Source organism: Enterococcus sp. AZ177 (assembly GCF_050544585.1).
GTDB lineage: Bacteria > Bacillota > Bacilli > Lactobacillales > Enterococcaceae > Enterococcus_L > Enterococcus_L plantarum.
Genome location: NZ_CP172944.1, coordinates 2205169 through 2217517 on the forward strand (window position 1 = coordinate 2205169; position 12349 = coordinate 2217517).

Annotated in this window: 12 protein-coding genes, 1 other RNA gene and 1 pseudogene; 4 read left to right on the top strand and 10 right to left on the bottom strand. The window is 37.0% G+C overall.

The features are described from left to right. Positions 1–58 precede the first annotated feature (58 nt). The 9 genes and pseudogenes from IGJ34_RS10765 to IGJ34_RS10805 form a co-directional block, all read right to left on the bottom strand. Positions 59–1819, bottom strand: a complete 1761-nt coding sequence (locus IGJ34_RS10765; RefSeq protein WP_430597440.1) for a choline/carnitine O-acyltransferase — start codon at positions 1817–1819, stop codon at positions 59–61. Positions 1820–1941: 122 nt separating this feature from the next. After that, positions 1942–2388: a D-aminoacyl-tRNA deacylase gene (dtd, locus tag IGJ34_RS10770; RefSeq protein WP_430597441.1), complete on the bottom strand. Its 447-nt coding sequence runs from the start codon at positions 2386–2388 to the stop codon at positions 1942–1944. Positions 2389–2400: 12 nt separating this feature from the next. Next, a complete protein-coding gene (locus IGJ34_RS10775; RefSeq protein WP_069655192.1) occupies positions 2401–4614 on the bottom strand; it encodes a RelA/SpoT family protein in 2214 nt (737 codons plus the stop codon). A 59-nt stretch (positions 4615–4673) separates the two neighbouring features. Further along, positions 4674–4832 carry a hypothetical protein gene (locus tag IGJ34_RS10780; protein WP_167351529.1) on the bottom strand — a complete coding sequence of 53 codons (159 nt, stop codon included), beginning with the start codon at positions 4830–4832 and terminating at the stop codon, positions 4674–4676. Further along, the gene (locus IGJ34_RS10785; protein ID WP_206837434.1) at positions 4823–5470 is read right to left on the bottom strand and encodes a deoxyribose-phosphate aldolase; all 648 of its coding nucleotides are present in this window, start codon (positions 5468–5470) and stop codon (positions 4823–4825) included. The genes IGJ34_RS10780 and IGJ34_RS10785 overlap by 10 nt, the downstream gene beginning before the upstream one ends. A 17-nt stretch (positions 5471–5487) precedes the next feature. Beyond that, a complete protein-coding gene (locus IGJ34_RS10790; protein ID WP_206837430.1) occupies positions 5488–6237 on the bottom strand; it encodes a 16S rRNA (uracil(1498)-N(3))-methyltransferase in 750 nt (249 codons plus the stop codon). 1 nt (position 6238) lies between these two features. Beyond that, entirely contained in the window at positions 6239–7186 is a 948-nt protein-coding gene (gene prmA, locus IGJ34_RS10795) for a 50S ribosomal protein L11 methyltransferase (protein WP_069655189.1), read from the bottom strand. A 14-nt stretch (positions 7187–7200) separates the two neighbouring features. Then, positions 7201–7686: a DUF3013 family protein gene (locus IGJ34_RS10800; RefSeq protein WP_069655188.1), complete on the bottom strand. Its 486-nt coding sequence runs from the start codon at positions 7684–7686 to the stop codon at positions 7201–7203. Next, a pseudogene (locus IGJ34_RS10805) lies at positions 7622–8321 on the bottom strand (DNA-3-methyladenine glycosylase). Before IGJ34_RS10805 ends, IGJ34_RS10800 begins: the two are co-directional and overlap by 65 nt. Before the next feature lie 298 nt (positions 8322–8619). On the opposite strand from IGJ34_RS10805, the gene IGJ34_RS10810 reads away from it, so the two are divergent. From IGJ34_RS10810 to IGJ34_RS10825, 4 genes are all read left to right on the top strand, one after another. After that, positions 8620–9900 (top strand): replication-associated recombination protein A, encoded by a 1281-nt coding sequence (locus tag IGJ34_RS10810; RefSeq protein ID WP_430597442.1) that lies wholly within the window; start codon positions 8620–8622, stop codon positions 9898–9900. 70 nt (positions 9901–9970) lie between these two features. Continuing rightward, positions 9971–10164, top strand: a non-coding RNA gene (gene ssrS, locus IGJ34_RS10815) — 6S RNA. 70 nt (positions 10165–10234) lie between these two features. Beyond that, positions 10235–10513, top strand: coding sequence for a hypothetical protein (locus IGJ34_RS10820; RefSeq protein ID WP_069655185.1), 279 nt, complete (start codon positions 10235–10237; stop codon positions 10511–10513). 96 nt (positions 10514–10609) lie between these two features. Then, positions 10610–11086 carry a universal stress protein gene (locus IGJ34_RS10825; RefSeq protein WP_430597443.1) on the top strand — a complete coding sequence of 159 codons (477 nt, stop codon included), beginning with the start codon at positions 10610–10612 and terminating at the stop codon, positions 11084–11086. Positions 11087–11146: 60 nt separating this feature from the next. Here IGJ34_RS10825 and IGJ34_RS10830 read toward each other — a convergent pair whose 3' ends face one another. After that, positions 11147–12334, bottom strand: a complete 1188-nt coding sequence (locus IGJ34_RS10830) for an acetate/propionate family kinase (RefSeq protein ID WP_069655183.1) — start codon at positions 12332–12334, stop codon at positions 11147–11149. Between the last annotated feature and the right edge of the window lie 15 nt (positions 12335–12349).

Genomic DNA, 12349 nt, shown 5'->3' on the forward strand with positions numbered 1-12349 from the left:
AAACATACTGGAAATGATGAGTAAAATGGCTCTACTCATTATTTTCAGTATGTTTTTACTAAATTCCTAAAAGTTCTGTCAAAGCAGTCAGTGCTGTGGAAATCCCTTCAATCAGTTGCCTTGCTTCGTTTTGATACCCTTTTTTTGCAGACAAAGTCAGAATGATTTCCTTATCTAAAATGCCATAATAAAGACCAAATCCCTTTTTATTAACGGGTCCAAAGCTAAAGGACTCTACTATATCATACGGAATACCAGTAGTTGATATAAAGTCATCCCCTAGTATTTTAAGCGCTTCTGCTGAGAAAAAACTTCGACCTTCCTCTGGGTTAAGTGCCATCTTTTGAAGACCAAATAAATGGCGTTCAACTCCTTTTCCTTTTTGACATTGCGCAATTCGATCAGAATGGGCTGTTGCTGCTGCAAAGAATAATTCGACTAATGTTTCCTTAGATCCTGATTCTGTTGAATTGTAAAATGCTTCGGCAACTAATTTTTTCTCTTGACTGATCGAACGAGCAGATTCTGTCCGACCTTCAAAATACATACGCATAGCAACTGGTTCATAAACAGATTTTAGCTTGCCAAACACTTTTTGCTGTGCCATCGCTAAAGCAATATGAAAGAACGCATCTGGACTTACCTTTGCTTTTTTCATCCGTTCTTTACCAATTTCTGAGAGAACATGATGCATAAGAACATAAGAGTTATTTTCCATTTCGACATGTGTTCGGGCTTCTTCTAAAGTACTGATCATTTGGTTTGTTAAGGCCCATTCAAATGTTTGAACCAACTCAGAAGAAGATTTTTTTGTTGGCGCGTGTTCTACATTATCGAATGATTCAAAAATCTTGGTCAGTAAATTTAGTGTTGGTACGCCGTCGATTGCTGTATGTTCCATGTTAAAACCGATATAACCGTTTTTCGTAATAATTGCTTGCATTGTTTTGCTTAAAAATTGGTGATTTGTATTCAATAATACTTCGTTGATTCGCTCTTCTTTTGATTCGTCTTTGCCATCGGAAAAACTCAGTACAAATAATGCATCTTCGATTTGCTGTAAGTTTAGACGATTCAATTCTTCTTTTTTGAGCTGTTGATAAATCAAATTTGACTGCGCTCTTTCAACTCCTGTTAAATAAGGAATTAAATGCTCCCCTTGTTTTGGTAAAATTCTACAAGATAAAATAAAGTTCAAATTTTCAGCTATTTGTTCTAAAGAGTTAATTTCTCCTAGATGGTTAGTTACTTCTAAACGGAAATAGGTACCGTTTACAAAAATGACGACATAATTCTCAGCAGGTTTCATTTCGCCTCTATGAAAAGAATCTCGCTCTTTTCCTGGTATTCTGCAACTTTTAAAAAAATTTAAGTAAAATGACATATCGACATGTTGATTCTGTTTGGTATATTCGATTGGATAGGTTCCATCGACGAAACGAAGATAACAATTGGTCATTTGATAAATAAGTTGTGCCGCTCGTGCCTCTTTCGATTTGATTCGATCGTAATAGCTGTCATCAATAACCATGGCAAAATTTGACTCACTTTGTAAATAGCCTCGGCTCTCTAAATAACTTTCTTCCCAAAGAGGTGCTAGCCAGCTGCCGTTCGTGTTTTCTGCCTGTTTCTCTAGGTCTTTTTGCAATAGTACACCATCAGAAACACTGAATGCTACGGCTCTTTTTTGAAAATCTTTTAATTCTTCTAATGTAACCAAGGGTCTCAACCACTCACTTAAAGCCGCCAGAGTTTCTTGTAATTCTGGAACAGGTAATTTTTCTAGCTTTGGTAATAACGCTTCTTTATATTTTTTCATCTTACACCTCAACAATCTTTTTCTATTTTATTATACCAAGCATTTACTCCGTGCATGACTTTTTTCCGTAACTTATTAAAAAACATCATCCCTACTAGTCTCATTGCAGGAATGATGCTTTCTTATTTATCTTTTGTGTCTATAATAATTGTTACTGGGCCATCATTGATCAATGACACCGCCATATCAGCGCCAAATTCTCCTGTTTCTACTGGAATATTTAGTGACTTCAGTTGTTTATTGAATAGCTCATACAAAGGAATTGCAGCCTCTGGTCTGGCAGCTTCTATAAAACTAGGACGGTTGCCCTTTTTAGTATCTGCGTACAACGTAAATTGAGAAACACTTAAAATACTACCTTGGATCTCTTGAATGCTTAGATTCATCTTACCAGCTGTATCCTCAAATACACGAAGCTTACTGATTTTACGAACTAAATACGCCACATCCTCGACATTATCAGTTTCATGGATGCCGAGTAAAACCATGAATCCTTGCTCTATTTTTCCAACACTTTTTTGATCAATGGTAACTTCAGCTTGCGTAACTCGCTGGATGACTGCCCTCATAGATTGTCCCTCCTAGCCATTGGTCCGTCGTACATTGTAAACGTCCGGTATGTTTTTGATTTTATCGACAATCGTTTTTAGATGTGCTAGATTTTGGATTTTCACTGTCACATGGATCATTGCCATTTTATTTTTCGTTGGCTTGGCTTCCACACTGACTAAGTTTTTTGTCATTGAGCTAATGACTTGAAGAACATCATTTAATAACCCACTGCGATTGTAGCCATAAATCTCTAAATCTGCATCATATTCTTTATTTGAATTATTCGTATCTTCCCATTCAACTTCAATCAAACGTTGCGCAAGTTCTTCTTGATGCTGTACGTTAGGACAATCTGCCCTATGAATTGAAACGCCGCGCCCTTTTGTGATGTAACCGACGATTTCATCACCTGGTACAGGGTTACAGCAACGACTGATTCGAACAAGTAGGTTTTCAACTCCTTGAATCACAATTCCGCCTTCGTGACGAACTTTCATTTTATCAGATTCTTTTTTGACTGGTTGTGTCATCAATTCCTCTGCTTCTTGTTTTTGGCGTTCTACTTCTTGCTCTTTCCGTTCCTTCTCAGTCAAACGATTAAAGACTACTTGAGCACTGACTTCACCATACCCTACGGCTGCATACAAATCATCTTCTGTTTGGAAATTGAAACGATCCAACGCTTCTGCCATTTTCGCTTTACTTAAAAATTCTTTGGGTGTAAATCCATGTTCCATTAAATATTTGCTGATGGCATCATGCCCTTTGATAATATTCACTTCACGATCTTGGATTTTAAAGAATCGTTTGATCTTATTTCGTGCTTTACTAGTCGCAACCATTTTCAACCAATCTCGACTTGGACCGAAGGAATTCGGAGACGTCAACACTTCAATGATATCCCCATTTTTTAATGTATAATCCAACTGAACCATTTTACCATTGACTTTCGCACCGGTTGTTTTATTGCCGATTTCAGTATGCACACTATACGCAAAGTCTAGCGGTCCAGAACCTTTAGGCAATTCCGTTACTTCACCAGTTGGTGTGAATACGTAAACTTTGTCGCTGAAAATATCGCCTTTTACACTTTCCATAAATTCAGAAGCGTCATAGCTTTCATCTTGCAATTCAAGAATTTCACGGAACCAACTTAATTGTTTTGTGTCAGTATCTTCATCAACCTTTTCAGTCTTACCTTCTTTGTAGGCCCAATGAGCAGCAACCCCGAATTCAGCAATCTGATGCATTTCATGGGTTCTGATTTGAACTTCTACTGGATTGCCTTTTGGTCCGATAACAGTCGTATGGATGGATTGATACATATTCGCCTTAGGCATCGCGATATAATCTTTAAAACGCCCAGGCATCGGTGTCCATTTCGTATGAATCGCACCTAGTACAGCATAACAATCTTTGATTGAATCAACGATAACGCGAATCGCTAGTAAATCATAAATTTCGTTGAATTGTTTTTTCTGATCTTTCATTTTGCGATAAATCGAGTAAATATGTTTTGGACGACCATAGATTTCAGCATAGATATCTAAATCTTCTGTCGCTAAACGAATATCCTCTACTGCTTCCTCCACATACGCTTCGCGCTCATCTCTTTTACTTTGCATCAAATTAACAATTCGATAATATTGGTTTGGATTGATGTAGCGCAGTGCGGTATCTTCCAACTCCCATTTTATACGACTGATCCCTAAGCGATGAGCAAGAGGCGCATATATTTCGATGGTTTCTTGAGCAATTCGGCGCTGTTTATCTTCTCGTAAATGCTTTAATGTACGCATATTGTGTAAGCGGTCAGCTAACTTCACCATGATCACGCGTAAATCTTGCGCCATTGCCAATAGCATTTTTCGATGATTTTCAGCTAATTGTTCCTCATGGGATTTATACTTAATTTTTCCAAGTTTGGTTACACCGTCTACCAGCATCGCAACGTCTGCACCAAATTCATTCGCTAAATCTTCTAATGTTACATCTGTGTCTTCTACTACATCATGTAGAAAACCTGTTGCAACTGTATGTGGATCCATCCTTAATTCTGCTAAAATACCAGCCACTTGGATTGGATGGATAAAATAAGGTTCACCTGACTGTCTGACTTGGCCTTCATGCGCTTTTTCAGCATAATCACATGCTTTTTGAACAAAAGCAACATGTTGAGGTTCCATATATTTTGACACAAGCTTAATAACACCTGGTCCTGTCATGATTTCCTCTTTTGGCATGGTTCTCACACTCCTTTATCTGCATCAGTTAAAAACTACGTGTTGTTCTAACACATTAGTTATGCTCCTTTAACTAACGGTTCAGCACTCTTTTTATTTATGTAAATGATCGATCGTTTTAAAAAAAGAAAAGTACCACTTGAAACAGTAGCACTTCCAACATCTTTTATTATACTAACATTTTTCTGGATTTTCAATTCTTCAAATTTTAATTCCATTTCGAGATCAACGGTAAAATCTCACGACCGTTACTGATTCCGATATAAGACGCCCCAGCTTGAAAAAGAAGTTCAATTTCAAGTAAGGTTGGCGCTTTGACGTTCACTTGAAAAGTCATTCGTTTTTTTCTCCTTGTTCTGAAAATACTCATATCATAAATTGCTTGTTCCATCGTTAAATTTACCCCTAAAGAAATAGCACTGACATTTAGCTCTGCAAGATTCATCGTGACGATCTGCTTTTGTTCATCCGTTATATCCGTGCTATCTATAAAGAACCCTAGAGCATTTCGTCCAAATGATAGCTGCTCTAAAGCCTGAAAACTCTGATTCCCATATATATTCAAATCTTCTGGTGCCATAGTCACAAAAACATCCGATGCACCCTCTCTGTACAACTGTCCTGTTTCAAATGCCTTTTTTGCTAATGTTCCGCGACCTAGCGGAAAATCAACGAAACTGCCTACTTGAATCTTCGTTCCTGTTAATAATTGCTTTGCTCTTGCAACATTATAAGGTAAAACAAAAATTGAACGAACAGGAAATTCTTTTAAAAAAAGAATTTCTTCTGTGAACCGTTGATCTGTAAACGATGGATCCATTAACATAATTGAAAGTCGTTGCAACTCTAACTCCATAAATAGCCCCCTAAACCTTACACTAATTCAAATTGATAACTAATGGCGCTTAACGCATATAGCGGCGCCGTTTCTGCACGTAAAATCCGTGGTCCTAAACCACAAATAATCCCACCATGTTCTTGAAATTTCTCGATTTCAGTTGGCGAAAAACCACCTTCTGGTCCAAAAATAATCAAGAATGATTCTCCAATAACTAATTCAGAAAGTGCTGTTGCAAAGCGACTACGTTCCCCAACTTTTGCAGACTCTTCATATGCAATCAACACTTTGTCATAACTAGAAAAAACATCGATCAGCTCTTGTTCTTTCTCTAATAATACAATATCTGGTGCAAACTGGCGATGAGATTGTTCAGCTGCTTCTGTCGCAATCTTTTTTAAACGTTCAGTTTTTTTAGCTAGTTTTTTTTTGTCCCATTTCACAACAGATGCTTTAGCTGGAAATCCTATAAATTTGTGGCTACCAAGCTCTGTTCCTTTTTGTACCACCCATTCTAGTTTATCCCCTTTAGGATAGCCACAAGCAATCGTAACGTTGACTGGTAGTTCTTTTTTAGCTTGTTCTTTACTAATTTCTTTTAAATAAACGGCTTCTTCGGTCACTTCGGTGATTTCAGCAATGATTGCTAACCGATCACTAAATACCAAGAAAACGTGTTGTTTTGGTTCCATTCGCATTACTCGAACGATATGGTGATAATTTTCTCCCATAATCGTATAGTGCTCTTTCGCTTCATAAGGTTCAGTTAGAAAGTAACGTTGCATCTTACTCTTCCTCTATTTTCTTTAAAATAATCGCATACCAATCTCCTTGTTGGAAAATCTGATCTACAAGAAAACCTGCTTCTATCATTTTCTCTACAATCATCTCTTTTTTCTCATGGATGATTCCAGAAACAATCAATGTTCCATCATCTTTCAATAAATGCCAAGCATCTTCGATCATCAAAGTAATAATATCCGCTAAAATATTGGCTACGATCACATCTGCTTCAATCGTTACATTTTTCAACAAGTCGTTGGCTGAAACATGGACATCACTTGCGATTGGGTTCATATCCATATTTTCTTTTGCTGCAGTAACAGCTACTTCATCTAGGTCGTACGCATAAACTTCTTTTGCGCCTAAATGTTTACTTGCAATACTTAAAACACCTGAACCAGTTCCTACATCAAGAAGCGTTTCGCCTCCTCGCAATACAGTTTCCAGTGCTTGTAATGTTAAGCGAGTTGTTGGATGCGTCCCTGTCCCAAAAGCCATTCCTGGATCTAACGTAATTATTTTTTCAACCGTATCTTGCGGTTCATATTTTTCCCAACTTGGTACAATTGTTAGAAAGCGAGTCACACGAACTGGGTGATAATATTTTTTCCAGGCTGTCGCCCAATCACTTTCAGCTACTTCACTTACAGTCACTTCATTTTTACCGATTGCAAGCCCAAATTCTGGTAAACGAGTAATACTTTCCTTAATAAAAGGGAGTATTTCTGGTAGAAAAGTCGTCTCAGGAAAATAAGCCATGACCAAAGCACCGTCTTTGATATGAGTAAATTGTTCTTTATCAAGCAATTCTCCATATAGATCACTTTTGAAATTTTCTACATCTAAAGAATCTTCAATAGCAACACCACTGGCTCCTGCTTCCATCATAATATTAGAGATTGCTTCAACTGCTTCACTAGCTGTTTCAACTTTTACTTCTGTCCACTTCATACGATCACCTCTTTTTAATAGCTTGGATAAGCGATATATGTATCACCATCTGCTTTTTGATACTTTTGAACAGCTTCTTTAAAAGCTTCTTCCGACCATTTCAACTCAAATACTACTTGTCCTTCATCCGTTAAAAAGTCTAACAAATCATTTTGTCCTTCTGTTAAAACATCATTTAAATAATCGACAAAACCATCCAGCACAGACTGTTTGATTCCTTTTTTGCCCTCATAAGGAATGGCCGCTAGAAACTCTTCCTCAGCTAAAGAAGATTTGTCAGGATTATAAAACAAAATACTGTCTTCAAATTCAATGATTTCTTCTTCTGAAACTGTTCCCTGTGCATCATCAATTTGTTCATGAGTAGTATTTTCAGCAAACAAACGAAAAACAACCTCAATTATATGGTTTTTGCTGTTCCAATCAAGAGCTACATCATATTCTGTGATTTTCTTGGTAATTTGTTGATCTAAATAAGTTAACATCGTTACTTTTTTCATTTATTTTCTTCCTTCCAACCAAAGTCTTTTTGATCAATATCACTTCTTCTTTGTTTTGAGATATAAGGATTTCCTGAAACAACATACCGTAAAGGTCGCTCCGTCCAGATACCTTTATTAGGGATTCCAATACGAGGAAGTGAAATGATTTTTTTTGGTATTTTTCTTTTTTCAGGAACAATACGCAACGAACTATCGAAAATCGATTGCCCATATAATTCTTTAGTGATTCCTAAAGCTGAAACCAGTTTTCCAGGCCCATTTGACAATTCCATTTCTTTTCGTCCATTACGATTTGCTTCCATTTGTTCGAGTCCTTCCACAGGTTCACTGGCACGAATCATAACTCCTTGAGGTTTGCCTTTTTCCTGAGTGACCATATTTAAGATTAAATGTGTATGCATTGTGTATAAATAAATCGTTCCCGGCTTATCATACATAGCTTTTAGCCGTGGGGTCTCTCTTAATCCAAAACTGTGAGCCGCTTCATCTTCAGGGCCTAAATAGGCTTCTGTATCAACGATATATCCGCTAAGTATTCCAGCATCTGTCTCATGCACTAAGTACATCCCTAATAAGAATTGAGCAATCTCTTCTGTTGATTTTGTATTAAAAAAATGTATCGTTTTTTCCATTATTTTTCACCATCTCTTATCATACACGAATCTAGGGCTATTATCCATTGAAAAAACAAACGTTTCGTAAGATAAAGTCTGATTTTTTCTTGTTTTAATGGACAAAACGACCCTTTGTGCAAACGTACGTTCTTTATGGTATAATGTCTAGATAATGAAATTTTGTTAAGTGACTTGGGCTACGTTTCGAAAAAAAGAGAACATCTGGTTTTAGATTAGAGAGCCATTCTCAGCTTTCCCTATTTCTTTGTCAGAGCTTAACGAGCCCGCTACGCTTTTAAAATAAGGAGGTTCAACCATGCAAAAACCTTTAGCTTATCGCATGAGACCACGCAATTTAGATGAGGTCGTTGGGCAACAACATCTTGTTGGGCCTGGGAAAATCATTCGTCGGATGGTTGAAGCGCGCATGCTTTCATCTATGATTTTATACGGTCCACCTGGTACTGGTAAGACCAGCATCGCCAGTGCCATTGCGGGTTCTACAAACTACGCCTTTCGCTTACTGAATGCTGCAACAGATACAAAAAAAGATCTGCAAATTGTCGCCGAAGAAGCAAAAATGAGTGGAACTGTGATTTTATTATTAGATGAAGTTCATCGTTTAGATAAAACAAAACAAGATTTTTTATTGCCTCATCTTGAAAGTGGTCGCATCATTATGATCGGGGCAACGACTGAGAATCCATATATTACAATCAATCCAGCCATTCGAAGTCGAACACAAATTTTTGAAGTCAAGCCCTTGACCGAACTTGATATTCAAAAAGCAATCAAAGAAGCATTAACGGATACAGAGCGAGGTTTGGGCGAATTTTCAGTTGTATTAGAAGAAAAAGCTTTGCTCCATTTATCACGTGCTACAAATGGTGACTTACGTAGCGCTTTAAACGGACTTGAATTAGCTGTAAAATCCACACCTGAAAATGGAAATAAAAAAGTCGAGATCACTCTTTCGATCATTGAAGAATGTGTCCAACGTAAAGCATTGACGCATGATAAAAACGGCGATGCCCATTATGATGTGATTTCCGCATTTCAAAAATCGATTCGTGGCAGTGATGTTGATGCTGCACTTCACTATTTAGCTAGACTAGTTGAAGCAGGTGATTTACCGATTATTTGTCGTCGTTTGATGGTGATTGCATACGAAGATATTGGGTTAGGTAATCCGCCCGCAGCTGCTCGCACGATAACAGCTGTCCAAGCCGCTGAAAAGCTTGGTTTCCCAGAAGCAAGGATTCCACTTGCCAGCGTAGTTATCGATTTATGCTTGTCTCCAAAATCAAATTCTGCTATCAGCGCAATTGACGCAGCTTTAGCCGACATAAGAGAAGGAAAAGCTGGAGATGTTCCTGATCATTTGCGAGACAGTCACTATTCAGGCGCAAAAGAATTGAATCGTGGAATTGGCTATCAATATCCTCATAATTTTGAAAATGCTTGGGTCGATCAACAATACCTTCCTGATAAAATAAAACAAGCTCATTACTATGAACCTGTCGATAATGGAAAATATGAACAAGCATTGCACCAGCAGTATCAACGCATTCAAGAGTGGAAAAAGAATAAGAAATAAAAAAACGATCCGCTCTCAAATCTAAGCACCCTCGTTGCTGTTTGGTTTATATTGTGCTATTATAAAGATGGTAAATCTGTGATGTACGCGTTGTCTTTTTTGTGTGTTGACCGAACATTTTATTGATATCTAGGGATCCTTCTGGTACCTAAGCTGGTAACATGCCTTATCATTTGGTAGTTCGAAGCTGTCAGTCGTGGAACCCACCTGCTTTGTTTGCGGGTTCAATACTATAGGACGAATAACGGCATCGACGGATTTTACCATTTTTATTTTAGTTTTTTAGACAATTTGCGAAGTGCAAATTGTTTTTTATTTGACGGAGGTTTGATGCATGGTTCGCATACTTATTTTTATGTCTGTGGCTTTATTAGTTATTATTGGGCTCTATTTATTAAAAAAGGCACACGTTTTTTTACCATTGATACACGACGGTGAACCTGATGAAACTATTCAGTTCTTACATCAGTTTGGTATTTTTTATTTGATTTTAGCTGCTATCGGTATTTTAGTTGGGATCTTTAATTTGACCTTTTTTTCTTTGTTCTATATTTTTAGTTTACTTGCTATTTCAGCTATATTTACCGTGATGTTAGCCAAGAAGATTCTGTAATTGTATCTTCTTTTTTTATTTGCTTTTTTGTCATTTTGTTCTACAATTAAAGTATAATGAATTATGTATTTTCAAAAATTGAAAGGAGTGATTAAAATGTTACAAAATTATCGTAAAATCATGGTTGCTGTCGACGGCTCATCTGAGGCGGAACTAGCTTTTCAAAAAGCAATGAATGTTGCTATGAGAAATGATGCAGAATTATTATTAGCTCATGTTATTGACACACGAGCGTTCCAATCCGTTTCTTCTTTTGATGGTGTGTTAGCTGAACAAGCTACTGAAATGGCGAAACAAACATTAGAAGGATACAAGGAACAAGCTAAAGAACAGCGCTGTGAAAGAGTCTCTAGTGTGATTGAATACGGTTCACCAAAACCTTTAATCGCTAAACAATTGCCTCAAGATCATGATGTTGATTTGATTATGTTAGGTGCTACTGGTTTAAATGCTGTGGAACGATTGTTTATTGGTTCTGTTTCTGAATATGTTATTCGTAATGCAGCTTGCGATGTTCTAGTCGTAAGAACTGACTTAGACAATAAAATACCCGTTCAACAAGATAATGAATGAATTGATACAAAAAAAGGAGCAACTCGTTAAAAGGCGAGTTGCTTCTTTTTAATTTAAAATTTATTTTCTTAGACGCTCGACATCACGAGCAATCATTAATTCTTCATCTGTTGGAATCAACAATACTTTTACTTTAGACTCTTCAGTAGAAATAACTGACTCTTTTCCACGAACATTGTTTTTATCATCATCTAGCTCACAACCGAACCAAGTCATACCTTTGATTACTTCGCTACGAACGTGTGAATCATTTTCACCAATACCCGCAGTAAAGACAATTGCATCAACGCCGTTTAATACAGTTACATAACTACCGATGTATTTACGAATACGATCTGTAAAGATATCATATGCTACTTGAACTGCTTCTTTGTCCATGTTTGCTTCTAAATCACGCATATCACTAGAAATACCAGTCAAACCAAGTAAACCTGATTTTTTATTTAAGATATCAATCATATCTTTGATATCTGTTAATTCAAGTTTTTCCATTAAGTAAGCCAGTAAAGAAGGATCGATATCTCCAGAACGAGTGCCCATTGTTACGCCAGCAAGCGGTGTGAAGCCCATTGATGTATCTACAGATTTACCACCATCAACCGCTGTGATTGAAGCTCCATTACCAAGGTGACAAGTAATGATTTTTAATTCTTCAATTGGGCGACCCAGCATTTCTGCTGCACGGTCTGCAACATACTTGTGGCTTGTTCCGTGTGCCCCATATTTACGAGCTGCGTATTTGTCATAGTATTCAGTTGGAATGCTGTATAAAAAATTATGTTTTGGCATTGTTGTATGGAAAGCTGTATCAAAAACCGCAACACTGATAATATCAGGTAAGATTTTTTTAAAGGCTTTGATTCCCATTGCATTTGCTGGATTGTGTAAAGGTGCAAGATCTGCTAATTTTTCGATTTTTGCTAACACTTCATCATCGATCACAACAGAATCTTTAAAGTCTTCTCCACCTGCAACTACACGGTGACCAACACCTGTAATTTCATCATAAGAAGCTAAAATGTTCAATTCAGTCAATTTATCTAATAACATTTTTACTGCAACATCATGATCATTAATGTCGATGATCTCTTCATATTTCTTATCTTCACCGTATTTAATTGTGAAGATTGAATCATTTAAACCAATACGTTCAACGATTCCTTTAGCGATAACTTCTTCATTTGGCATTTGATATAACTGCCATTTTAAACTTGAACTTCCAGCATTGATTGCAATTGTTTTAGACATAATACTCTCCTCTTT

Bases quoted from the DNA above. Each gene is read 5' to 3' on its own strand.
- IGJ34_RS10765 (WP_430597440.1), bottom strand. From the start codon at position 1,819: ATGAAAAAATATAAAGAAGCGTTATTACCAAAGCTAGAAAAATTACCT.
- dtd (WP_430597441.1), bottom strand. From the start codon at position 2,388: ATGAGGGCAGTCATCCAGCGAGTTACGCAAGCTGAAGTTACCATTGAT.
- IGJ34_RS10775 (WP_069655192.1), bottom strand. From the start codon at position 4,614: ATGCCAAAAGAGGAAATCATGACAGGACCAGGTGTTATTAAGCTTGTG.
- IGJ34_RS10780 (WP_167351529.1), bottom strand. From the start codon at position 4,832: ATGGAATTAAAATTTGAAGAATTGAAAATCCAGAAAAATGTTAGTATA.
- IGJ34_RS10785 (WP_206837434.1), bottom strand. From the start codon at position 5,470: ATGGAGTTAGAGTTGCAACGACTTTCAATTATGTTAATGGATCCATCG.
- IGJ34_RS10790 (WP_206837430.1), bottom strand. From the start codon at position 6,237: ATGCAACGTTACTTTCTAACTGAACCTTATGAAGCGAAAGAGCACTAT.
- prmA (WP_069655189.1), bottom strand. From the start codon at position 7,186: ATGAAGTGGACAGAAGTAAAAGTTGAAACAGCTAGTGAAGCAGTTGAA.
- IGJ34_RS10800 (WP_069655188.1), bottom strand. From the start codon at position 7,686: ATGAAAAAAGTAACGATGTTAACTTATTTAGATCAACAAATTACCAAG.
- IGJ34_RS10810 (WP_430597442.1), top strand. From the start codon at position 8,620: ATGCAAAAACCTTTAGCTTATCGCATGAGACCACGCAATTTAGATGAG.
- IGJ34_RS10820 (WP_069655185.1), top strand. From the start codon at position 10,235: ATGGTTCGCATACTTATTTTTATGTCTGTGGCTTTATTAGTTATTATT.
- IGJ34_RS10825 (WP_430597443.1), top strand. From the start codon at position 10,610: ATGTTACAAAATTATCGTAAAATCATGGTTGCTGTCGACGGCTCATCT.
- IGJ34_RS10830 (WP_069655183.1), bottom strand. From the start codon at position 12,334: ATGTCTAAAACAATTGCAATCAATGCTGGAAGTTCAAGTTTAAAATGG.